Origin of the sequence: Nitrosospira sp. Nsp13, from assembly GCF_900101945.1 — a bacterium.
In the GTDB taxonomy this organism is placed as follows: Bacteria; Pseudomonadota; Gammaproteobacteria; order Burkholderiales; family Nitrosomonadaceae; genus Nitrosospira; species Nitrosospira multiformis_D.
The window spans coordinates 88,127-111,816 of sequence record NZ_FMVD01000001.1; the positions used below are offsets into that span (position 1 = coordinate 88,127).

General features: G+C 48.4%; 19 protein-coding genes, 1 pseudogene and 2 other annotated features. Of the genes and pseudogenes, 4 read left to right on the top strand and 16 right to left on the bottom strand.

What is annotated here, in order from left to right; all coding sequences use genetic code 11:
* Positions 1-72: 72 nt before the first annotated feature.
* The 3 genes from BLO43_RS00410 to BLO43_RS16605 form a co-directional block, all read right to left on the bottom strand.
* Positions 73-1,292, bottom strand: a protein-coding gene (locus BLO43_RS00410) for an IS3 family transposase (RefSeq protein WP_090905000.1) whose coding sequence is annotated in 2 segments (ribosomal slippage) — positions 73-1,013 and positions 1,013-1,292 — 1,221 coding nt in all. Because the reading frame shifts where the segments join, the coding sequence is not laid out codon by codon here.
* Positions 898-1,014 (bottom strand) — a sequence feature (AL1L pseudoknot). It overlaps the preceding gene by 117 nt.
* Before the next feature lie 545 nt (positions 1,293-1,837).
* Positions 1,838-2,221: a hypothetical protein gene (locus BLO43_RS16260; protein ID WP_175443803.1), complete on the bottom strand. Its 384-nt coding sequence runs from the start codon at positions 2,219-2,221 to the stop codon at positions 1,838-1,840.
* A gap of 999 nt (positions 2,222-3,220) precedes the next feature.
* A complete protein-coding gene (locus BLO43_RS16605; protein WP_090905005.1) occupies positions 3,221-3,505 on the bottom strand; it encodes a hypothetical protein in 285 nt (94 codons plus the stop codon).
* 53 nt (positions 3,506-3,558) lie between these two features.
* On the opposite strand from BLO43_RS16605, the gene BLO43_RS00430 reads away from it, so the two are divergent.
* Complete coding sequence (locus BLO43_RS00430) at positions 3,559-3,957, top strand: hypothetical protein (RefSeq protein WP_090905007.1); 399 nt, start codon at positions 3,559-3,561, stop codon at positions 3,955-3,957.
* 611 nt (positions 3,958-4,568) lie between these two features.
* Positions 4,569-5,369 (top strand): Crp/Fnr family transcriptional regulator, encoded by an 801-nt coding sequence (locus tag BLO43_RS00435; protein ID WP_090905009.1) that lies wholly within the window; start codon positions 4,569-4,571, stop codon positions 5,367-5,369.
* A 783-nt stretch (positions 5,370-6,152) separates the two neighbouring features.
* Here BLO43_RS00435 and BLO43_RS00445 read toward each other — a convergent pair.
* Positions 6,153-7,371, bottom strand: a pseudogene (locus BLO43_RS00445) (IS3 family transposase).
* Positions 6,977-7,093: a sequence feature (AL1L pseudoknot), on the bottom strand. It overlaps the preceding pseudogene by 117 nt.
* Positions 7,372-7,434: 63 nt before the next feature.
* Complete coding sequence (locus BLO43_RS16610) at positions 7,435-7,641, bottom strand: hypothetical protein (protein WP_175443804.1); 207 nt, start codon at positions 7,639-7,641, stop codon at positions 7,435-7,437.
* Positions 7,642-7,810: 169 nt separating this feature from the next.
* Between BLO43_RS16610 and BLO43_RS00450 the strand changes: the two genes are divergently transcribed.
* Complete coding sequence (locus BLO43_RS00450) at positions 7,811-8,023, top strand: hypothetical protein (RefSeq protein WP_090905014.1); 213 nt, start codon at positions 7,811-7,813, stop codon at positions 8,021-8,023.
* Positions 8,024-8,302: 279 nt separating this feature from the next.
* On the opposite strand, the gene BLO43_RS00455 is transcribed toward BLO43_RS00450, so the two are convergent.
* The 8 genes from BLO43_RS00455 to BLO43_RS00490 all read right to left on the bottom strand — a co-directional run bounded on the left by BLO43_RS00455 (position 8,303) and on the right by BLO43_RS00490 (position 17,031).
* Positions 8,303-8,629: a hypothetical protein gene (locus tag BLO43_RS00455; RefSeq protein WP_090905016.1), complete on the bottom strand. Its 327-nt coding sequence runs from the start codon at positions 8,627-8,629 to the stop codon at positions 8,303-8,305.
* A gap of 1,119 nt (positions 8,630-9,748) precedes the next feature.
* Entirely contained in the window at positions 9,749-10,507 is a 759-nt protein-coding gene (locus BLO43_RS00460) for a hypothetical protein (RefSeq protein ID WP_090905019.1), read from the bottom strand.
* 1 nt (position 10,508) lies between these two features.
* A complete protein-coding gene (locus BLO43_RS00465; protein ID WP_090905021.1) occupies positions 10,509-11,009 on the bottom strand; it encodes a hypothetical protein in 501 nt (166 codons plus the stop codon).
* 193 nt (positions 11,010-11,202) lie between these two features.
* Positions 11,203-11,802, bottom strand: a complete 600-nt coding sequence (locus BLO43_RS00470) for a thermonuclease family protein (RefSeq protein ID WP_254773250.1) — start codon at positions 11,800-11,802, stop codon at positions 11,203-11,205.
* Positions 11,803-12,054: 252 nt separating this feature from the next.
* Positions 12,055-12,570 carry an N-acyl amino acid synthase FeeM domain-containing protein gene (locus BLO43_RS00475; protein ID WP_139149200.1) on the bottom strand — a complete coding sequence of 172 codons (516 nt, stop codon included), beginning with the start codon at positions 12,568-12,570 and terminating at the stop codon, positions 12,055-12,057.
* Positions 12,571-13,609: 1,039 nt separating this feature from the next.
* The gene (locus tag BLO43_RS00480) at positions 13,610-14,473 is read right to left on the bottom strand and encodes a DUF72 domain-containing protein (protein ID WP_090905025.1); all 864 of its coding nucleotides are present in this window, start codon (positions 14,471-14,473) and stop codon (positions 13,610-13,612) included.
* A 243-nt stretch (positions 14,474-14,716) separates the two neighbouring features.
* Positions 14,717-15,130, bottom strand: coding sequence for a response regulator (locus tag BLO43_RS00485; RefSeq protein WP_041513535.1), 414 nt, complete (start codon positions 15,128-15,130; stop codon positions 14,717-14,719).
* Complete coding sequence (locus BLO43_RS00490) at positions 15,127-17,031, bottom strand: Tar ligand binding domain-containing protein (protein ID WP_254773251.1); 1,905 nt, start codon at positions 17,029-17,031, stop codon at positions 15,127-15,129. Before BLO43_RS00490 ends, BLO43_RS00485 begins: the two co-directional genes overlap by 4 nt.
* A 477-nt stretch (positions 17,032-17,508) precedes the next feature.
* Between BLO43_RS00490 and BLO43_RS16955 the strand changes: the two genes are divergently transcribed.
* Entirely contained in the window at positions 17,509-18,096 is a 588-nt protein-coding gene (locus tag BLO43_RS16955; RefSeq protein ID WP_090905030.1) for a CHRD domain-containing protein, read from the top strand.
* Positions 18,097-18,203: 107 nt separating this feature from the next.
* Here BLO43_RS16955 and BLO43_RS16960 read toward each other — a convergent pair whose 3' ends face one another.
* The 3 genes from BLO43_RS16960 to BLO43_RS00510 all read right to left on the bottom strand — a co-directional run bounded on the left by BLO43_RS16960 (position 18,204) and on the right by BLO43_RS00510 (position 23,155).
* Complete coding sequence (locus BLO43_RS16960) at positions 18,204-18,698, bottom strand: hypothetical protein (protein ID WP_090905032.1); 495 nt, start codon at positions 18,696-18,698, stop codon at positions 18,204-18,206.
* 153 nt (positions 18,699-18,851) lie between these two features.
* Positions 18,852-19,379: a helix-turn-helix domain-containing protein gene (locus BLO43_RS00505; RefSeq protein ID WP_090905034.1), complete on the bottom strand. Its 528-nt coding sequence runs from the start codon at positions 19,377-19,379 to the stop codon at positions 18,852-18,854.
* 293 nt (positions 19,380-19,672) lie between these two features.
* Positions 19,673-23,155: an EAL domain-containing protein gene (locus BLO43_RS00510; RefSeq protein WP_139149202.1), complete on the bottom strand. Its 3,483-nt coding sequence runs from the start codon at positions 23,153-23,155 to the stop codon at positions 19,673-19,675.
* Positions 23,156-23,690 lie beyond the last annotated feature (535 nt).

The window sequence follows — 23,690 nt, forward strand, 5'->3', positions numbered from 1 at the left end:
TGAGAAGAAGAAACCGGCGACTGTCTGAATCGCCCCGGGTTTCATGGAGGCTATTTGGTTTAAGTTATACGTCTACCGTGGTCTTTTCGGCCAGTTGCTGATATAGTTTACCTCAGCTTCAGCCGGCGGAATGTAACCGATAGGCTCGAGTAAGCGGTGGTGGTTAAACCAGGATACCCATTCCAGGGTCGCCATCTCCAAAGCGGCCCTGGTTTTCCATGGTGCTCGGCGATGAATCAGCTCGGCCTTGTACAGCCCATTGACTGACTCAGCCAAGGCGTTGTCGTAGCTGTCTCCTCGACTGCCTACAGAAGGCTCAATCCCAGCTTGGGCAAGGCGTTCCGTATAGCGAATGGAGATGTACTGGGATCCCCTATCGCTGTGATGCACCAGAGCATCGGATTGCTCGGGCTGGCGAGCGTAGAGTGCCTGCTCCAGAGCATCGAGCACGAAGTCCGTGTGTATGGAGCTGCTCACGCGCCAGCCCACGATGCGCCTGGCAAATACGTCGATGACAAAAGCCACATACAGCCAGCCCTGCCACGTTGATACATACGTGAAATCTGAAACCCATAGCTGGTTTGGGCGATCGGCCTTGAACTGGCGATTGACCCGATCCAATGGGCAAGGTGCTACCGCGTCGGTAATCGTGGTACGCACAATCTTGCCACGCCGCACGCCTTGCAGGCCTTGGCGTTTCATGAGCCGCTCCACCGTGCAGCGAGCCACAGGGTGACCTTCACGCTTCAGTTGTCGCCAGACTTTATCAGCGCCGTAGACCTGCATATTGGCTTGCCAAACCCGTTTGATTTCTGGATTCAGCATGTCATCACGCTTGGCGCGAGCACAACGCAATACAGGATTCCTCTGCTGGGCAGCAGAGCGTCGATAGCCTGACGGGGCAATCTGCAACACCTTGCAGATCGGCTCGACCCCATAGGTATCCCGATGCTGGTCGATAAACTGCCTCAGGACTTGAATCGGCGGTCGAGCTCCGCCTGGGCGAAAAAAGCGCTCGCCAGTCGCAGAATCTCATTGGCTTTGCGCAGTTCTCGAACTTCGCGCTCCAACGCTTTTAACCGGTCCCGCTCGGTGCCGGTAACGCCATCGCGCACGCCAGTGTCGATCTCGTGCTTACGCACCCAATCATGCAAGGTCTGGGGAACACAACCGATCTTGGGCGCAATGGATTCAACGGTTGCCCACAAGGATGGATACTCGCCACGGTGTTCGAACACCATGCGGACCGCACGTTCACGTACTTCGGGGGAAAACTTGTTTGATTTCTTCATGGCTCCATTCTCTCAGATGTTGGAGCCTCCTCAAAACCCGGGGCGGTTCATATGAGGAAATTTGGATCCAAAGGAGATATGCAGACTTTAACTCCCCAGAGAAAGGGGTCCCGCAAACACGGCCGTCACGGGCTCCGCGATATGGGAAGTGGAAATAACTTCTGAGGGATTCAAGTGCGTCTGGGCAATTTACGTTTTGGGGAGACTCCGCTTCATGAAAAAAGTGATCTACGTAATGGATTTTAAAATTAATGCACTCGATAAGTGGTTAAGGGAATCGGGCAAACCAAAGATGCCGCACAACGTAACAAGCATATCCAATGCCAGTACGCCAGATTCGCTAAAAGAGCCCACCAGGCCAAGCAAGTTGCGAGATCATCTACGGCTTGTAAAGTGGTAATTCTGGCTTATTAACAATGAAAAAATTCTGAATTTCCCACTTGCATTTTTCGAGAAGCACCGTTCGATGACTTATAAAATGAGGAACAATCTGCACTTCGCATGACAGCAGAAAAATGACGGAGAATGCGGGGCGTAGAAAGAACTTACTTGAACTTGATAGCATCACCGTTGCAAATAACGCTTTCCGAGCAGTCATAGCTGTTATCGCGCTGACGGTCACATTGCAAATTAATGATTGCATCTGCACCAGCTTGCTGAGCCCAATAACGAGTTTGAAGAACCGCTTCTCTTGTCGTTGCGGCACGACCCCACATAGAACTCTTACAAGAGATACCATGGACAGTTGTTACGGTCTCGAATTGCCGCTTAATCCGTTTTGTTTGAGTATAAATCTTAATTCCCACCAAGGCATCGAGTTGTTCCGGCGATAACTGATGAATGCTCGCTATAGGTGGAGGCTTCGTGGTAGCGCAGCCAGAGAATAATAGTACCGAAAGGAAAATTAAGGCAATATTTCCAATTTGCATAGATTCACCCGTAAATTTTATAGGAATGGGTAGGGGAGGTCTTTCCATATCAGATAAAATAAAAAGGATGGCTTATTAGACCATCCAAGGGGGAGAGAATTACGCCCAAACTCCGCGCCCAATCTTCCCATTTTGACGCGATGTTTGTCTAAGCAGCGATCTGCTAATCAGTTACGCTGCATATTCCAATAGGGGTTATTTTAATGTCACTGATTTAGCCTAGCAGGTTTTACCGTTAATACAAATCAAACCCGTAAAAAAACAATTGCATTTTTCGGGAAGCGCTGATAGAAGTATTCTATAGAGTGTGAAAAAGTCACTTCAAAACCTAACCCACCCATAGCTCGGTGGGTTTTTTATTGGACTTTGATTAGGACAGAGGTGCGATCCCAGTGCTGGGTCCCGTTTCTTTTGCCCAATACACCCTTGGTTCTGGCCAGCCGACAAGCGCTTCTTCATAAAGATATGGGCCCTTTGAGTCAGCTTCGGCATTATAAATAGCAGCGGGCATACGCTCGATGGTTCCATCTGCTGCTCTTAAGTACACAATATGTTTTTGGGAACTTGGCGATGGCATGAATATGCTCCAAATGTTAATTTAAGGAGCAATTAAACCACGGTTCAAGTGAGGGGTGCATTCCTCATTTATTGATAGTAATCAACATTTAGTTAAATAAAGTACGAGAAAACTTCTCATGGGGGAAAACAATTAGAGGGGCTATCCCAAGGCTAAGCCCATCGCTTGCTTCCCAATAGACCTGTGACTCGGGCAATCCCGCGACAGTTTCTTCGTATGGGTAGGCGGATAAAGCAGCTTCGTCCGCGCTGAATATACCCTCGGCGAGTCGATGAATAACTCCAGTCGCAGTTCGAACATAGGGAACGTAATATTGCGCCATCGCCGCCTCCAGGAGCTGTTAACGAGAGACAACACAATATTTAACGTAGTACGTTCGCTGAAAATTACAACCCGCCTAATGCGGGTTTTTTTATTGGTGGTTATTGAGCAAAGGTTGTATCGCCAAGTTCTGGTGAGTCTGAGGGAGAAGCACAAATCGGTGCCAACCCAATGCTATGTCCCTTTTCGTATATCCAAAAGACTTTCGACTCAGGCCAACCTTTTAGCGGCCCTTCATGCACGTATGGGCCTAGCGGCCCATTCCACTCGAACATGAAGTGATCGCGCTGAACGGTGCCTTTAGCTGTTCGGGTATAGATCGCATAAATGGTCATTTCTTTTCTCCCAAGAGTTGGGCTGATGAAGTTAATGCGTTGAGCTTGCATCGCAACATGCTTAGCAAGTCTTATTCCTCTTTGAGAATAGGGGTATTGTAAATATGCCAGCTCTAATTTTCGGTGCGGTAGCGCTCTTACTGGTTGGCTTCGGTGGTGGCTGGGGCCTGAAGGGCTGGAAGGATGGGGCCGAGGTTACCTTGGTCAACTCGCAGAAAGACGCGATCAAGGTGCGCAATGATGTCTTGGTGTCCGAAAACGCTCAGTGCGTGATCGACATTGAAGGTGTGCGTAATGGGGTGGCGGTGGTAACCGATGCTCTGGCTGAACGTGAAAAGGCAGCAAGTGCCGCAATGAAGCAAGCCGACGTATCGGTAGCAAAGCACAAGGCCGCCATGGCTGCCATCAAGGCGCTTCCTCCGGTTCCCCCCGAGCAGCAATGCGCTGTGATCGAGCAGGAGCAGGTCGAGTACGTGCAAAAACGGAAGGTGGGCTATGAATGATTTAATCGTTAGAGCCGCTGGTGAATCAGTCGTGCGCCTTGTAGGAAGACTTGTTTGCACCGTCTTTGCGCTGGGTGTGCTGAGCAGCATAGCAAGTTCTTTGCCTCCACCTGTTTACGGAGAAAATTGAAACGATTGATCTATTTAACGTGGCAAGATGCTCGACAATTAAATGAAACAAGTTGGTTAGCTCGTCTTCTTGTTCTTCAGTCATTGCTTGCTCTTCGAAAGGGACATTGGGGCCATCTCTGCTTCGATAGCTGGTGACGTAAAAAAGGTAAATATGCAAAGTACGAGAATTGTGCCAAAAACGGTATACATGGAGTTCATGATCCCTTGTAGATGTGTAATTGCTGTCACAGCCATTTTTGCCGATTCTGGCTGAGCATGCTATTGGACTGACGTACACTAGAGAATCATTATGGGTATTAAGTAGGCGAGGGCATAAGTGGGATAGCGAACAGAACCGAGTTCAGTCCCGTTGTATATTTATTCTTCCGCAATTTCGTATGTGTCCGAATCAGTATCGTTGTCAGTAGCAGGGGCATCGTCAGTATCCCAAGATCTCCAGATTACTTCTATGACTATCCATTTATGACGAGGAAACCGCCATGTCTGTAGTGCATAGCCCGAAAAAGAATCAGATTATCTCAGCTCTGCCTGTTCACAAATACACCCGCTTATTGCCATTTCTTGAACTAAGGGATTTATCAATAGGAGAAGTAATATACGAGCCTAATATCACAATTAGCCATGTTTACTTCCCTACCACCTGCATTCTTGCTCGAACATACCAACTTGAATCCGGTCTCTGGAGGCAGGTTTCTATGATTGGTAATGAAGGCGTAACCGGAACGTCTCTTTTATTGGGCTGTGATAGCACTCCTGCTACTGTTTTAGTACAAAGTCCGGGTTATGCTTATCGTATTAAAGCGGATATTCTCAGGAAGGAACTTAAGCCCGGCGGGACTCTGCAGCGGCTATTGTTAAGTTTTACCCAGGCTTTGCTCCTGCAAACAGAACAGTCAGCGATGGATCACCGCCAACCTATCATCAACCAATTGTGCCGGTTTTTATTGATGACCGATGATCGGTCACCCGGTAGTCAATTTCCCTTGACGCATGAATTAGTGAGCAACATGCTAGGAGTGCGTCGTGAAAGTGTTACCAGCGCCGCATTAATCCTGCAAGCGGAGGGAGCGATTGCATATAGACGAGGGCATATGACGATAGTAGACCGGAAACTGATGGAAGACCGGGTAAGCGAAGCCTACTTAGGACTAAAAAAAGAATACCATCGTTTGTTGTCGAACAAACCTGAAACTGAGACAGAAAATCGTTGTGAAGTTGGCTCCATGTCATTTGGGTCAATAAAGACTCGAAGCTCCACTTTCGGAAACGGAAGGGGATAATGGAAGAAATTTATGGGGTATATAATCACTTGCTGCTTCTGCGCAGAAAATCTCAGTTCGATTATTGCCCCGTAAGATGACGTGTTGCGGTTGGCCGGGAAGGATAAAATCTAGGTAAGCGGGCCATAGCAATCCTCTATTCCAGGGGGAGAGCGAACTACATCGCATCGTTAATTTATAATCAATCGAGTCTGACCCCACTGATCCTGACCCCATTGATCCTGACCCCATTGATCCCGTGGATTTAACTGGACAGAGGGCGAGGGCTGAGATGGAGGATTGCTTGGAAGGGCATGGATTGATTAGAGTGGGATCGGTATTATGCTATTTGACCGGATGAATCATTATAAAATCCTTAGCGGGTTTTTTCATAAAATCGTATTTGCTCCTCGCTCGCTGGTTTACATGCAATATACCCGGTGGATTTATCACCGATGATAACGGTCTCATATATTGAGCCGCTCTTGTTTAAACATATAGCAAATAGATCATTGTCCCCTTTAAACTTTCCCGCAACGAACGATACGACTATTGCAATAGAAACGATGATGGCGACGATAATTCTCATACCCTCCTTTTTAATTTATTCGTAGAAGAAAATTACATGCTTCAGGGTTAAGCTGATGATCCCATTCAAAATGAAAACAGTCACGTGAAATAGCCCCCTCCTCAGTTCGGGTATAGATCGCGTAAATAGCCATTTTGGACTTTGTTAAGGTTGTTTGTCTCAGGTAGTTGAATCGCCCCGGGTTTCATGGAGGCTATTTGGTTTAAGTTATACGTCTACCGTGGTCTTTTCGGCCAGTTGCTGATATAGTTTACCTCAGCTTCAGCCGGCGGAATGTAACCGATGGCTCGAGTAAGCGGTGGTGGTTAAACCAGGATACCCATTCCAGGGTCGCCATCTCCAAAGCGGCCCTGGTTTTCCATGGTGCTCGGCGATGAATCAGCTCGGCCTTGTACAGCCCATTGACTGACTCAGCCAAGGCGTTGTCGTAGCTGTCTCCTCGACTGCCTACAGAAGGCTCAATCCCAGCTTGGGCAAGGCGTTCCGTATAGCGAATGGAGATGTACTGGGATCCCCTATCGCTGTGATGCACCAGAGCATCGGATTGCTCGGGCTGGCGAGCGTAGAGTGCCTGCTCCAGAGCATCGAGCACGAAGTCCGTGTGTATGGAGCTGCTCACGCGCCAGCCCACGATGCGCCTGGCAAATACGTCGATGACAAAAGCCACATACAGCCAGCCCTGCCACGTTGATACATACGTGAAATCTGAAACCCATAGCTGGTTTGGGCGATCGGCCTTGAACTGGCGATTGACCCGATCCAATGGGCAAGGTGCTACCGCGTCGGTAATCGTGGTACGCACAATCTTGCCACGCCGCACGCCTTGCAGGCCTTGGCGTTTCATGAGCCGCTCCACCGTGCAGCGAGCCACAGGGTGACCTTCACGCTTCAGTTGTCGCCAGACTTTATCAGCGCCGTAGACCTGCATATTGGCTTGCCAAACCCGTTTGATTTCTGGATTCAGCATGTCATCACGCTTGGCGCGAGCACAACGCAATACAGGATTCCTCTGCTGGGCAGCAGAGCGTCGATAGCCTGACGGGGCAATCTGCAACACCTTGCAGATCGGCTCGACCCCATAGGTATCCCGATGCTGGTCGATAAACTGCCTCAGGACTTGAATCGGCGGTCGAGCTCCGCCTGGGCGAAAAAAGCGCTCGCCAGTCGCAGAATCTCATTGGCTTTGCGCAGTTCTCGAACTTCGCGCTCCAACGCTTTTAACCGGTCCCGCTCGGTGCCGGTAACGCCATCGCGCACGCCAGTGTCGATCTCGTGCTTACGCACCCAATCATGCAAGGTCTGGGGAACACAACCGATCTTGGGCGCAATGGATTCAACGGTTGCCCACAAGGATGGATACTCGCCACGGTGTTCGAACACCATGCGGACCGCACGTTCACGTACTTCGGGGGAAAACTTGTTTGATTTCTTCATGGCTCCATTCTCTCAGATGTTGGAGCCTCCACGAAACCCGGGGCGGTTCAAGTGGCTGGTTTATCAAAGACTGGAAGGAGATTCACCAATGGGCGCTAAGCCAACGCTATAGCCTTCTTCGTGTTCCCAAAACACTTTAGATTCCGGCCATCCAAATAGGGCCTCTTCATGCCAACCGAAACCTAAGCGGGCAGGCCAACAAAAAGAAACAAAATCGTTGCGCTCAATTGTTCCTTCTGGCATTCGTATATATGGGACATATGTAATCATTTTTTACCTCCTTGTAATAATGTATCTTACTTTAAATACTTTTAACAGTAAAAAGTTACTATAGATTACATTAGCACTAATCATCGGTGCGATAGCTCTCATACTGGTTGGCTTCGGTGGCGGCTGGGGCGTCAAAGGCTGGAAAGATGGTGTCGAGGTTGCGCTGGCTGTGTGTGCCAAAGAAAAGGTCGAATCGCGCAATGCGATCCTGGTAGCGGTGAACGCCAATTGTGCCACCGATATTGAAGGCGTGCGTAAGGGTGTCTCGGTAGTTGTCTCCCAGGTGGAAGAGCGGGAGAGGGCGTCTTCAGCCGCTATGAAGGCAGTGGACGCCCAAGTAGCACGGCACGCATTGGATACCGGGCAATTCGGTACGATTTAAAGTGCCGGGATGCCGTGGTGATTGAAATTCGGAGGAAAGTTTACGACACGTTCGATGTGATTGGGAGTAGGGTGATGGAGGAAATGGCGGTGGAGCTGGAGGGGGATGGGTTGATTAAACGGGAGCGGCATTACGCCTAGTGTAATTGCCGAGGTTCTGCAAGTTTTGTGAGCTGAAATAGCGCATCCATTCATGACGAATGACAGGGCAGTAACCTCCAAATCGCGATGGTGCTCACCTATGGAATCGATTCTTTTCACACCAAAGTTAGGCTTATACTTAGGGCTTATTCCCCTTAGAACCTTTATCCCCGTTATTCTGGTCATATCGTTCCGTACCGTCTGTACTGTATCTGGAATTGTCCTGTTTGCTGCCACTCGAAGGCTTGTTACTTTTTTGGGGCTGCTTCTTTCCGGCTCCATTGCCAGGTGGGCATTTTTCTCTCAAGTAACCGGAATCACCCGGTCCTATAGAATCCGACGTGTCGCATTCTTTCGCCGGCACCTCCACATTTTCCGCGGCCTGCACTATCCCCATGCTCGTCATGCTAAAAATAAATGTGCTAGCCAGCACCCATGATTTTGCCGTTAATACTGAAGACTTCATGATACCCTCCTCAACTCAGAACCCAGCGACGTTGCTAATGATGTATCAAATATATGTTGCAGAAAAATTCGTGAGAAGATGACCCCAAGATACCCGCATCAAGCATGCGCGCTTCCTGCATGTTATGCAGGTACCGCGGCTACGACGACTTCGACCTGATCCTCGGCAATAAACGCGCTCCCGCAATGGGTCGCGCAACCAGATAAGTACCTATTCCCTGGCATCCTATACAAGTTCTGAGATTACTACGGTTTCGTCCCGTTCCTTTGCAATAAATGCACATTGTCGGCACATGATGAATACTTAGATCTTCTAGCATATAGTTCTCCCGACTTGGGGTAATGCGCATATAGCTGTCAAAACCGCCACATAATTTTTGAGGTACTGAGACTAATTCTTCTGGTTAAATACTTATGCTGCTAATGCGAAATCTGATAAGTTTGATGTCAGCCTTATTACCGTTATTTATTGGGCCAAGAATTATGTTTTGCTTGGCTGAGTCTAATCGTAAAGCTAACATCGTAAGCGATAAACTTATCGGCTCATCTGAACTCCCTGCTTTCCACCTGCAAGATCGCTGAGCACACTGGAACCACTAAGGGGGAACACGAGAGCAAGTTAACATAGTGGGTGTCAAGAAAAGATTCCGAAAATGTGATTAGTTTGTCATTGTTAGAAGTGTAAAGAGGCATTAAAAAGGCGGTGTTCACCCCCATTCAAATCTAGGGCCTGTTAACACTTATTTTGCACCCGCGACGGCGACGGATTTCATCCAGCACGAGACATGAGGCGCGCGGCGGAGCAGGTCTTCGTAAGCAGCAAGTAACGAAGGGCTGGATGAAATCCATCACTTCCCTTCGGGTTGCGCACAAAAAATGTGGATGCCGCGTTGCAAAGCTTGGCTATAGGCCCACTATGGCCTGCGCTTCGCGTTTTGCCTCCGCATTTTTGTGTAGCAACGCGGGTGCGAAATAAGTGTTAACAGGCCTTAGGTTGAAACTTGGAAATGGGAGATCAGGTGAAAAGCTTACGATACTAAAGGGTTGGGGATAGAGTGATGGCACAATTGTCGGCGGCGGTGGCGGCATAGGTCAATGGTGGTGTACCACCGGTGAAAACTTACTTCACCATAAATGTATAAAGTGTGAAGAGATAACTTACCAATACGATACCGATCAAAGATCCACCCATTACTAAACCAAAAGTTCCCGCATCAAATACACGAATTCGTTCGATCTGGTATCGCTCTGATAAAAAATTGAAAATGATAGAAACCTGTATGGCAAAAAGAAATGCTGGAATTGAGGAAGTGAGACTTTGTGAGTGTGACCATATGGTCCAAGTAGTTTTGTTGGATTCGACCGTTTTCATAAAGGCAACTCCTATTTGTGTAAAGAAATTATCCCATGTGGATAAGTCAATGGCGTGAGTTTTTATGATACGGAGAAATTCAAGTATTACTACCAGAATTGGTGTGCTGGCCAGGGCAATTAAAGGAAAAAAGACAGCAGTTAATACAAGGAAAGTTATAAAAGTATCGCGGAATGAGATTGAAAGCCTAAGAATAAAAAATGCGCAGTAAACCGGCAACACCAGTAAGAAGGATCCTATCAATAGGATTGCAGCTATGCTTGAATAGAACTCCAAGCTAAACGGATCGATATTATAAAATCTATAGATAGCGCCTTGCGCAAAAAGTATCGTTACAAGCGCCCCTGCAAACCAAATCTTTAATGCGCGGGTTACGGCATCAGCCGTATCCGGGGTTTCATCTAAAATTGATCTACACATCTTTGATGGATTCATGATGGTAGCTACCCATGCGCGAACACTATCGATAATGACATCGAAGGGTTTGTATAGCTCCTCGAATTTCATGCTAATTCTTTTTTTTGGAATAAATAAGCCATAAAAAACCCGCTACTATGAGAAATTGAGATGTCGCGAATACTCCGTGCATCACTGCGCTGCTTAGGTCAAATGAGTCCTGATCAAAATAAAATATGGCAATCCATATTGCTGTAAGTCCAAGAGAGACTAATCCAAATAAAGCTGAAAGCGACGCGCAAATAATAATTCTAAATCTGTTTTCTGACAAAATGCCGAACGCGAGTCCCCTTAAGAAAAAACCCAATGCGACAGAGATAACAGCTATTCCGATCAACCAATAGATAGATATAATCAAAGAATCAATACCAATTTCGTTACGAACACTGAGCGGCAATCTAAACCACCATGATGGGGAGCTCAGGACCAATACTGGCCCGGGCACCAAGAACCACCACCCTGATTTGAGGTAGAGATAAGACATCATGCCTTCAAAGATCTTTCGAAAGTCAAATGTTTTATCGTTCACAGTACCCCCGCCTCCAATATCCATGCGGTTTTTGATATGTTCCGCGGTTATGCTCTCTATATTGCATGGCAGATATGTAGCAGTCAGCTGAACGCTTACGCACTAAAATATATAGGGTATTTTTCTTCTGTTTGGTCAGGTAACCGAACAGCTCCACGACAAGACTCTTCTCAAGCGTCGGGCGCAATAGGCTTGCGGTTGATCAGAGATCAGGCAGCTAACGGTTTTCTTTCATCCATCGCCACGGTGGGATAGGGTATTTAGTCGACCATAATCCCCGTTTAGCAGCCCGGGCCTCAGCTTGTAATTTGTAGAGTTCGGGATCTTTCGCATGCCCTTCATATACCCAAGCCATTCCACGCTTCACTTGTTCTGCACTGACATCCAGCCCATTGCATTTGACTCTGGCTAAAGTGCGTCCATATTGATCCTTTGTTATGGATGTCAGTTCTGCCTCGATCCAGAAACAGAGGTCGGAAAGGGATTTTTTTGAACGCTTGGTATAAGGCTGCTTGCTTTCTGGCGCATCAATTTCCGCCAACCGCACTCTTACCATTTCTCCATCGATTACGATGGTAAGTGAATCGCCATCAACAATCTGGACCACCTGGGCACGGATTACCTGGTCGGTAAGGTCTGCGGCTGCCGGGAAAGGCAGAGTAATAGAGGTAATAAGAGCAATAGCAATAGTAATGGAGCGCATTTGACTTTTAACCAAAGCGGCAAACCAAAACCTACGTGAAAGGGTGAAACAACTGTTTTTAATCGCCGCGATAACCACCAACCAGAGGAGTAGGCGGGATAAAGGGATCGCCACCCAGCATGCGTTTAATCATAGCACTGTCTTGCAATTCTTGCTCTTCATGGATCCACAAGAATATTTACTATTATAAATGATTCCTGATTTCACTTTTACAATGGTCTCACATTAGTTTTTGCCATCATTCTTGGAAGGAAGCTGCCCAGTGTTTTAGCTATCACTGTTGTGTAAATCGACTCTCCGCCCATTTTCTGGCATTGCTAAGGTCCCTTGCAGAAAGGGCTATTCAATCTCATCCGGTTGCCGGGTTCAGGACGATTCAATCTCAAACGCCCTATGCAATAGTACCGCATCTACTCCTACTCGCTCACAGGGTTTTGGGCCGGCAATCTGCAAGAATCCGAGCAGCCGTTTTTGCGCCGCTACGTGATTGGGTACAACCTCGCAGATGAGGTCGGTTACCCCATTCATCAAGTGTGAGTAAACATAGACAAAGTGAAACAGTGCGCCCATGACTGCACTTGTCGGTTGACCGGGCATGATGACGAACCTGCATAGTTCCGCCAGTTTCCGGCCTGAAAGCCGTATAGCGTCCAGTTCATGGGAATACGTTGCATCGCCGTATAATCCGTTAGTGGAATCCAATCGCATCATTACTGTGCCAACCACCATGCCGCATAGTTCGGCATCGAATACCATATCCGCGGATGTCATGATGTGATCCGCGGAGTAGCCCTTCCTCAAGTATGATGTTTTTACCAGACGTTCTGAGCGATCAAGGGATTTCGCGGCGCTTACGACGTAGGGACCGAAGGTTGCTTTCATGCGCCTCCGATCCATCGAGTCGGGCGTCAGACAAGCGTGGTGCAGTTTACCGGGTTGATAGTTTGCCTCCATGTACTCACCTCCCCGTGAGTTGTTCCTGGATTGAGGCATATGAATTGCTCATGTTCGGTCACGCCGTTCCGACATTACTATTGGTGTGCCGATTGATACGATTGAGAAAAGCCAAGCGCATATTACGACCTTCATGTTTTAATCCCCGCCGCTACTTCCCCCAATTGGTAGGGAAACGTGCATGCGAGTTGAGGCTTTGCCATTGCATATGTCGCGGAATTAAAAGTTTCTGACCAAGCCCGCTGGTTAAGATCGGTTCAGCGATGCGATGGTAATGTGTGTCTGGAAGAGAGCGGAATGGTTCCGTCATTGAATCCGTATATTTCTTTGGGAGAAATTGGCCTTATGACATTCTACCGGTTTTAGACGCTTCAGATACTGGACTAAAGTACACTCCCCGATTAAAACGGTTGGACTCGCAGTGATCTTGTATTTGATCGATCCTGGTGAAGCAGTGGTTCTTCCATAAGATAATCTCGCATGACACTGAATTTATCTTCGAGCAGGAAGAAAAAATTACGCAAAACTTTATTATGAATGGTCCTTTGGGGGAGTGCGGGCCCATCATCTTAAAACATCATTTATTAGTGTTGAGCAATTTCTTTAAAAGATCATCGCTGGATTGCCGAACTGATTCGAGTGCGCCATGCAACTCAAGGAGGTTCACACGGATATATTCTTCGCAGTACTGGCAAGAAAGCCTTGGTTCATACTTTAGCCGCGAGATGGTTTCGTCGAACTTCCCGTGACAGTGAGGACACGTGATCACGATCAGCTCGGAATCGAAATTGAAGTGCAAGGGAACTCCATTGGCGGAGCAGGTTGACGTACGAAACGAAATCTTATCATGATTGGTGGAACGCCAGGCAAGTGAGAAGACCAGAGATGAATATCTATTGTTCAGGCAGCGATTCCGTGATGGCTCGGCCTACAGGCTGACAGGGATCAGGTACGGATCAGATGAGAGCTATAGTTTTGTTATCAGATCCTGGGCGTCAAATGGAGCCCTCACTTTGACATCGTTGTCAAAATAGCAATAGATATCGCGAGACTGTCGTTGCAGCGGGGACTGCGCCGAGATGAGATGCGCGTCATCTGGTTGGGAGCCGGTGCGCCAGGTGCGCATTCGCACTGACCAGCGCGTCAGTGCCTCAGGAGTGTAGCCGCTTGCATAAAGCACCTTGTCACCATGTAAGCGGAGATAGATGAAATCGGCGGTAATATCTTCCAGGTAGGGCCATTTTCCCGCAGTATCCGCGATAACCAATGCAATATTATGTTCACGCAGCAGTCGCACGAACGAATCATCGATGAAGCTTTCATGCCGGATCTCAATCGCGTGGCGCAATATGCGGTTGGTGTCGATTGCCAAACATACGCGCCCGGTCATGTGAGGTTCGCGACGACGGGCAAGACTTAACGCCTGGCTGGTGTCGCGCGGTAGAAGCTCGAAAAAATGCTTCAGTTTTTCTGGGTCATAATGGAAGCTGGGTGGGAATTGCCATAGAATGGGGCCGAGTTTTTCTCGAAGTTTGAATATTCCCGAAGCAAAGAAATTGGCGAGCGGGCCATCGACATCATGCAGGCGCTTTATGTGCGTGATATAGCGCGGCCCCTTGATACTGAAAACGAAGCCCGGCGGCGTATCGCTATACCAGCGCTCGAAACTTTCCGGCCTTTGCAGCGAATAAAATGTCCCGTTTATTTCGATTGTCGGAAATTTACCGGAGGCGTATTCGAGCTCGCGATGCTGTGGAAGACCGGGAGGATAAAAAACGCCCCGCCATGGCGGATAGCGCCAACCCGAAATTCCAATTCGAATTTCACCCATCACTTATCAATCCTGGCCGCTGGTATAGGTGGGCGTACGTAGTGGGCAGACACGACAAACTAAAGCTGCTTTGCGCAGAGCCTCAATGGATTTGTCTACCTGTGCCGCAGGATACGATTTAATTCCTGATAGGGTTTTCATCGCGTTTGTTCTCATAGGCGGAAGATGAGAATATTCACAACGAACTGGGTACTCGGCAGCACACTTTCTGCATGCTTGGCGGACGAATACCCAGTTAAGCGATTAAGGCATTTCGCTAATGTTCCAATAGGCATCAATCGAGCGCATGACTTCGACGAAGCGCCGGTAATCGACCGGTTTAACCACATAACCCGCAACGCCCAGGTTAAAACTGCTCATTTTGTCCTGTTGTTCTTCCGATGTAGTTAGCACAATTACCGGAATACGCTTTAATTGATCATTATGTTTTACCACCTGCAGGAATTCAATACCATTCATGATCGGCATATTCAGGTCAAGCAGAATAATGCACGGTTTTTCGCTTGCCGGGTCTTGTAGATAAAGCAGCGCTTCCTCACCGTTTTCCAGGTGTACAACTGGGTTCGTTACATGGATCTCCTTCAGGGCGCGCATGACCGTCATTGTGTCGACTTGATCGTCTTCCACCAGGAGAATGGGCCTATTGGTAGTTTTCACGTTTCTATTCCTTTATCGGAGTTAATATTTGCCGCAATTTTGGGAAGGGTGAAAAAAAATGTACTACCTTCACCAGTTTTCGAGTCGACCCAGATTTGACCACCATACATCTCCACAATTTTTTTCACGAGAGCTAGTCCGACACCGGTACTTTCTATCCTGTCGCGCGGGGCGAGCGTCTGGAATAGCTGAAAAATTCTTTCGAAATGACGCGCCTCGATGCCGGGTCCATTGTCGGCGATACTGAATTTCCACTGCTCACCCTCAACGCAACAGGCAATGCGAATTTCACCCTGGGGTTTATCCATGTAGTTAATAGCATTCGAGAGCAGGTTCTGGAATATCTGTTGGATGCGAGTGGGTTCCGCGATAATTCGAGGTAAGGGATTCTCTACCCTGATGGTAATATTTGCGGGCGGAGACAGGAGATCAATTACCTCAAGTACCACCTGGTTGAGGTCCAGCTCAACCAGTGCCTCTCTCACGCGGCCTACGCGCGAATATTGCAATATACCATCGATCAGGTTACTCATGCGATGCACCCGGCTGACAAGCAAACGCATATGTTCTTTGCCTTCGACATCGAATTTGTCGGCATAATCCGTGGAAAGCCAGTCCGCCAACGCACCGATGGCGCGTAATGGTGCCTTTAGATCGTGAGATACCACATGGGCGAAATTCCTTAATTCTTCATTGGCGCTTTCCAGTTCGTCCATCAAACGCGCTTTCTGCTCTTCCACCATCTTACGTTCACTGATGTCCCGTACAATGGCGACGAACATGCGGCGCTCTCCACCCTGCATCTCAACCACGGCAAGATCCATAGGGAACATGGTGCCACCCTTACGCAGGCCGATCACTTCACTGGTAACGCCAAGAGCCTTGGACTTTCCTGCTTCCAGATATTTCCTGAAATAGTCGGCATCTCGATCCCATGCCGGCCTTGGCTTGGGGAACAGCAGGTTAACATCGTGCCCGATAATTTCGCTTCCCGCATAACCAAAAATTCGCTCAGCGGCAGGATTAAACGTTTTAATCACGCCCCGTTCGTCAATCGAAGCAACGCCATCGATCAGATTACTCAGTAAAGCGCGGGTATGCGCTTCGCTATCGCGTATTTGGCCAATAGTATCCACCAGACTATCTCGCATTTCCTTCAGGGCTTGCATAAGCTGGCCGATTTCATCGTTCGAACGGACCTCAATTTCCTGCATAAAATCACCTACCGCGACGCCTCGAGCAATTGTCACCACATTTTCCAGAGGCCGGAAGATTGCATCACTGAGTACGACGCTGATCAGTGCCGCCAGTACCAGAGCGATGGCTATCGATGCGATCAGAATGTTCCGAATGGTTTCGTAGCGGCTCTGCTCCCGGTCGTATTCTCGACTGATTTCATCCAGTTGCAGCTTGACCAGGGCCTTGATGCTTGCATCGACCGGCGTATAAAGAGGACGAACCTTTTCTATGAGGATTCGGTACGCTTCGCCGATTTCATTTTTACGTAAGGCAGTTGCCGCGGGGATTATGCCCTCCGTGATAAATTTGTCCCGATCCTGGGCGAATTGTGCGGCGAGCTCTTTTTCTTCCGCACCAAGATAGGTTGTCATGTAAGCTTGCCAGATTCGAGTCATCGTCTCGATGTCCTGATCAACTACCGCAGTTTTCTTTCGAATAGTCTCGGGCGTCGGCATCATCAGGGCCGCTGTAATAGCGATTCGATTTCGCAGCAAGAGTGATTCAATTTCAGCGACTTGTTTGAGCGGAATGGCACGATTATGGTAAACGGTTTTCAAGCCATCGATCGCATTACTCATTCCAAACAGGCCGAGCATTTCAATTCCCAGCAGAAATATCACGAGGACGGAGAGAATAAGGATCAGACGCGATCTAATGGTCAAATTTTTAATCATATAACGTGGATGATTAGGAGAATGGCAATTGCCTGAAAGTCTGCAGCCTCAAGCCTGGCAAATTGCTAGCCCGGGATACCAGAAAGTGTTACGCGGTAAATCTCCAATTTTACTGCAACCCGGTATCTCTTGCGGAGCTGGTTTGCGGAGCGACCCGAGTCAGACCGGTGATTATGGATAAGATATGAAAGCAATTTTTCTGCGTATCAGCGAGGCCGGTTTTCATAGATATTTTCGCTAGAAATGATGACATAAACGTCACACCCTAGCGATAAAACCGCGCGCATATTTATTGTTCCGCCCAGCATGCTTGATACAGTCAGAAAGTGCTATTGAAATACCAATGATGATATGTACAATGTTTTAGCCTTTCTTGTATTGCATATTCCTGGTTACAACGTTCACGATTCGCTGGTTATTCTTTGCAGCATCTGGCAGTCCACTTCATATAAAGGATAAACGATCATGAAACTCAGTACCTTGTTTGCAGGATGCCTTTTCGCGTCAGTTGCTGCCATGCCGGCCGCCGCCCACCAGATTGTATACACAACCTCGCTTGATGGGCCTAGCGAGGCTCCGCCGAATATTTCTCCGGGCACTGGTACGGCAAAAATCACCGTTGATTTCGATCTGGTAACGATGCGGGTTGAGGAAAGCTTCAGCGGCCTTCAGGGAAATGTTACCGCTTCGCATATCCATTGCTGTACGGCCGTGCCAGGAGCTGGCACCATCGGCGTAGCCACTACGTTACCCACATTTACGGACTTTCCATCTGGCGTGACATCGGGCACTTATGATCGCACCTTCGATATGACGGCTGCCTCAAGCTACAATCCGGCATTCGTCACAGCCAATGGAAGCGTCGGTGGCGCCTTCAATGCACTGGTGGCAGGGCTGGATGGGGGTACCGCCTATGCTAACATTCACACCAATATATTTCCTGCCGGGGAGATTCGCGGCTTTCTCGCACCTATCCCTGAACCCGAGGCCTATGCCATGCTGTTGGCCGGTCTTGCCATGATAGGCGCGGTTGCTCGCCGCCGCCGAGCCTGACCCGAAAAACGGGTTTTGACTTGAAAAACAACAAGGAGCCATCGGTTCCTTGTTCTCATTTCGTGCTGCTATGGAGAGTTTTACTGACCTTCACATTCAGGAATTCCCTAGAATTCAGGCACTTTGGTGGAGTTCAGGGGTATATTGATTTCCCTGGCTTTGGAATGAACTGCTGTTGAACTCCTGCCTAACTTTAATGCGATTCGTCTTATCGGAATATTCTGCTCTGCGAGATTTCTTAAAATCTGCTCCTGTTGTGTCGTCCAGGGTTTACCGGAATTGGCGGACTGCTGTCGTCTATCACGTTGCCGCCTTTCGCCCAACCCTTGTTGATGGCCTCGCAGTAAGATTTTGAGAGGAGTCTGCTCTTGAATCTGATGCGGTTTGCAGATTCCGGATACAATCTGTAAAGCCCTCTGGCGAATAGAATCGGATGATTCCTGAGACTCGGCGCCTTCGGATAGAATTTGAAGCAGACCAACGAGCTCCCGTCGGGCAGGGGAGGATAGGCCTGCCATTAGCACGTTAAGGATGGAATGAGAACGTTCAAGTTCCTTAAGTGAATGTTCTGATCGCTGTTGATCTAACTCAATGATTTTCATAGTTTGATTTGGCTCCGGGACTTTTATTCCCACTCGCTAATGAGGTAGGGGAATGGTTCGTTCTATAACCTGCCGGGATTTTCCTCAAATTTCCATTGGTGCTGACTGAATCGGGGGGTAATTTGTGCTGCCCGCCGACTAACAAACTTGATGTCAACCCTGGCGATTTGTTATCCCCCTTTCATATTTTCGCCTGTCTTTAGTTCCATGCCATTTTGGGTTATCGATTTTTCTACGTTCAATAGTTCTTCGATCTGACCAAAATGGCGAGGAGACAGGGCAGAATGAATGATCTGGTGCGAGCTTCCGGGTAGCAGGGGCATTCTTCTGCTTCTCGATATTGTGATTTTCTTTACTAAATTTTTTACATAGTTCCGCGATTAAGTGCATGTCTTCCAATGACATAGACCTCATCGCGTCTATTACATCAATAATAAGAGACTCGCTGGGCTGATCGGACTGCATTCCAGCGCTCATGTCGCCTTCTCCAGTAGCGATCCACATCGGATAAGCGCCGATTCTGGCTTCAATTTCAATCAGATTTCTTCGTGGAACGCCTCTGCTTTTCCAATTGTGGAGCGCTTGTTCCGAAATATTGAGCAGCAGGGCAACAGCCGCCTCATTTTTCGCTCCTCTGAGTTCCTTGGCTGCTTTTAGCAGACGCGCATAGCTATCTTCCATTTTGTATGTTTGATCACCAATAATATTTATTGTAAACAGATTGTTTAATTAAATAAACTATTTGTTTACAATTTGCCATAAAAGAATAGAAGATGGAACACGACTAAAAATTACTTAATGCACCTGCATCCGAAGCTCCGGCTGCGCCAATCAGGCACTCAATGGATAACAATCGGCGCAATACAGGACATTGACTGTACTCCAAGCTTATGCAGTATTACGCTAACCCCAATCACTTGTTATTCGCCGGAGAGGTGACCTCTAAAATAGTAATTCGTACTGACTGCCAGAAACTACGATTCAATCAAGGCAGTATCCTTACGTGAATAAAATACCTCGAACTGTTCGAATGTCAGTGGCCGGCTAAAAAGGTAGCCCTGGTAAGCGTCGCAGCCATGCTGGGAGAGGAAGCTTTTCTGTGCATTGGTTTCCACGCCCTCGGCAATCACGGATAACCCCATGCTTTTTGCTAGAACCAGAATGGCCCGAACAATAGTGGCGTCATGAGGGTCGGTTAGCACATCCCGGATGAAGGATTGATCGATTTTCAGCCAGCCCAGGGGCAGGCGTTTCAAATAATAGAGTGAGGAATAGCCGGTGCCGAAGTCGTCCAAAGCAAAGCCCACACCGCGGGTTTTCAGTATAATCATTTTAGCAATGATGTCTTCCACATTGTGCACAAGAAGGTTCTCGGTAAGCTCAAGCTTAAGTTTCCGTGGATTGGCGCCGGTGTGATCGAGTGCGGAGAATACCTGCTCGACGAAATCCGGATGGCGGAATTGACGGGGGCTGACATTTATAGCCATATTAAGCTGAGCTGTTTCCGGTCGTGCGGACCAGGCCGACAGTTGCGTGCATGCGGTTTCCAGCACCCAGTGACCCAAGGGATAGATGAGACCGGTTTCTTCGGCGTGAGGAATAAACTCAGCTGGAGGCAGCAGGCCGCGTCGTGAATGCTGCCATCGCACCAATGCTTCAACACCTGTCACATCCCCATTACTGTCCACCTGGGGCTGATAATGAAGGAGAAACTCACTTTTTTCCAAACCCTTGCGTAAATCGGATTCAAGAACCACACGGACATTCACGACTTCCTGCATGTCCGGATCGAAAAAACACATGGTGTTACGACCTGATGCCTTGGCCTGATACATGGCAAGATCGGCCCGTTTCAGCAATTCGTCCAGTGTGGTTGGCTGGTCGTTGAACAGTGCGACACCGATGCTTGGAGTACTGTGGTGCTCATAGGCTCCCAAATGGAACGGCTCATTGAATGCAGCAAGAATTCTTTCGCACACCATCTTTATTTGAGCAACGGCTTCATGAGAATGTAAACCTAAATCGCCTGTCAGGACTATCACAAATTCGTCACCCCCCAGACGAGCCACTGTGTCGCTCTCGCGTACACACGAGACGAGGCGCGGAGCCGCCTGCTGCAGGAGTAGATCTCCTATATCATGGCCGAGCGTGTCATTGAGGGTTTTGAAATTATCCAGATCAATAAACAATAGTGCACCCATGTTATGATTACGGGCACTTGCCGCCAGAGCCTGCTGCAGGCGATCAAGCAGAAGTTGCCGATTCGGTAGTTGGGTCAAGGAATCATAGAAGGCGAGATGGTGAATTTCGTTTTCTGCCGCCTTGCGTTGGGTGATGTCGGTGTTGATGGTGAGAATGGATTGCGGCTGGCCCTTGTCATTCCGAACCAGGGTCCAATGGCTTTCCGTTATTAAAGTACTTCCATCTTTGCGGCGTTGTGTGAGCTCGCCATTCCATTCATCGTTACGTAACACCAATTGCATCGCCTCATGGAAGGCTATGGAGTCATCATATAAAAGATTTTCTATGGATTTATCATTCACTTCCTCCAGTGTCCATCCATAAAGCCGCTCAGCGCCCTGGTTCCAAAACTGAACACGATGATTGATGCTGCGGACAATAATCGCGTCTTTTGCCTTGTCAAGCAGCGACGCCTGCTCGCGGATACGTGCATCGGCCACCCTGCGCGCCAGTTCAGCGTCTTTGCGCTGAGTGATATCCGAAAAGATAACAACAGTGCCAGTTGTTTTCCCATCCTCTATAATCGGGTATGACGTAAATTCCACAGGCAGGCGTTTTCCATCTTTCCGCCAAAAAATATCGTCATCCGCGTGACTGGGCTGCTGGGTCTGGAGCGTCTGAAGAATTGCGCATTGCTCTACCAGATAAATTGAGCCGTCGGCGTGACGGTCATGCGTCAATGTGTGCATGTGCTGGCCGAGTAAGTCCGATACCGGGTAACCCAGCATATTGGCTGCCGCACTATTGATGAACGTGCAGCGCCCTTCAAGATCAATTCCATAAATCCCTTTACCTGTGGATTCCAGCAGCAGCAGCTTCTCCTGATATAGCTTCTCCCGCTCGGTCTCTGACCGTTTTCGCTCGGTAATATCGCGAAAATAAACAGCCAGGCCTTCTTCCGAAGGGTAAACATGGACCTCGAACCATTTAGCGAGCGGTGAATAGAAATCTTCAAAAGTCATCGAAGCATTCTCGTACAGTGCCCGATGAAATTCGCGATCAAAGGTGCTGTCAATGGCCTCCTTGAATTCCTGGCAGACATTCTTGCCGAGAAGAGCAGCACGATTTCGCCGCAATAGCGTTTCGGCTTCTTTATTCAAGTAGGTAAAGCGCCACTCGCGGTCGAGTGTGAAAAAAGCGTCAGTAATGCTTTCCAGTATTCTTTGAGTACGAAGTCTTGAGTTGGAGAGCTCCACGGTTACCGCTTGCTGATCCTCAATTGCGGATAGTAATTCCTTATTTGCTTGCTTTATGGCATCGACCTTTTCCTTGTTTACGGCGAGCATAAATGAAACGACGGCGGTCAGAATGCTAACCAGAATCCCGCCGATCAATATGAGCAAGGGTTCCTGGCTGTTGATGGCTTGCTCGAACCGGGGACGTGAAGTAGCGTCGATCGTCCATATCTGGCCATAAACCGGCATGGTGATTGTTTTTCTGAATTGCGGTACGGAGGCTTGTACAGGTGGATTTCTGTTACTGTCGAAAAGCAAAAAATCCTGTGCAACGGATTGGGTATCAAAGATTTTTATATCAAGATCATCAAGCTCGGCACGAAGAACGGCTCCGATAAAATCATCCATCCTGAAGGGCGCGTAGACATAGCCAACAAGCGATGAGCGTCTTTGCTCAAGTGTTTCGGGTAACTTTCCGGGCCCATAGTACGGTGTATACATGAGAACACCCGCCTGACCATCCGCTTCGGTTTCCTGCACAAGCCTTACCTTGCCGGAGAGTGTGGTCTCTCCGGAATCCCGGGCACGCGACATCGCTGCGCGCCGGACGGGATGTGAATACATGTCGTATCCCAGCGCCCGCATATTCTTTCCGGAGAATGGTTCGAGATAAACAATCGAGGTATATTCTTCCCGAGATGTCTCGGGCCAAACCCTGTATGCCGGAAAACCTTCCGCACGCATCGAGGCAAGATGCGTGGCCATTTCATCCGGACGAATGTGTTTTGCAAACCCGATACCCAGAATTGCCGGGTAGCTATCCCCTAAATGTAGCGTACCCACATACTTGCGCCATTCATCGCGGGAAACGAATTCAGAAGCAAGCAAGTGCCCCAAGGCGCCTTTTAGTACTTGATCATAGTTTGAGAAGCTGGCCTGGATCTGTGAGACAACGTCGGCCAAACGGCCATCAAACCGATTGTTTGCATCGCGCTCCTGTAAATCCCTGACAACCGACCAGCTCACTAGCGTAAGGGACAAAAAGACCGCGAATGTCAAAACGGCAACTATGTTCCGTGAAGGGATACGGTAGAAAAGGAAATTATTTCTGTAAATACTGATTTTCGTCTCCAATTGAGGCAGTCAGGATATTTCGCCAGAGCGGCTCAAAAAATTGACGTCAGCGGCGTGAATAACGCTGGCCAGCAGAGCTGGGCTCGTTTGAACCCTCGTCAGCCTTTGTGGATCTGCCGGGTGTTTTGTGGTGTTTATTGCGGCCCCATTTGCGTCGCTGGATTTCGCTTCACCAGCCCAGCTGCTCATTCATAGCTTATGCCATCCAAGCAGTAATCCATATCTGGGTAAGCACCGATCGTGGTTACCATTCAGCTGAAACTCCCACGGAGCGGTGCTCCCATTATTTCACTATGCAAGGCTTGCAATAAACGTCCTTATAATAAACAAATTGTTTAGTAAAATAAACAGTTCGTTTATATTTTTATTGATATGAGGAATGAAGAGGAGAAAGACAGAATAAACCACCCCGCCGCAAGCAGCGGAGTATTAACTGCGCTCT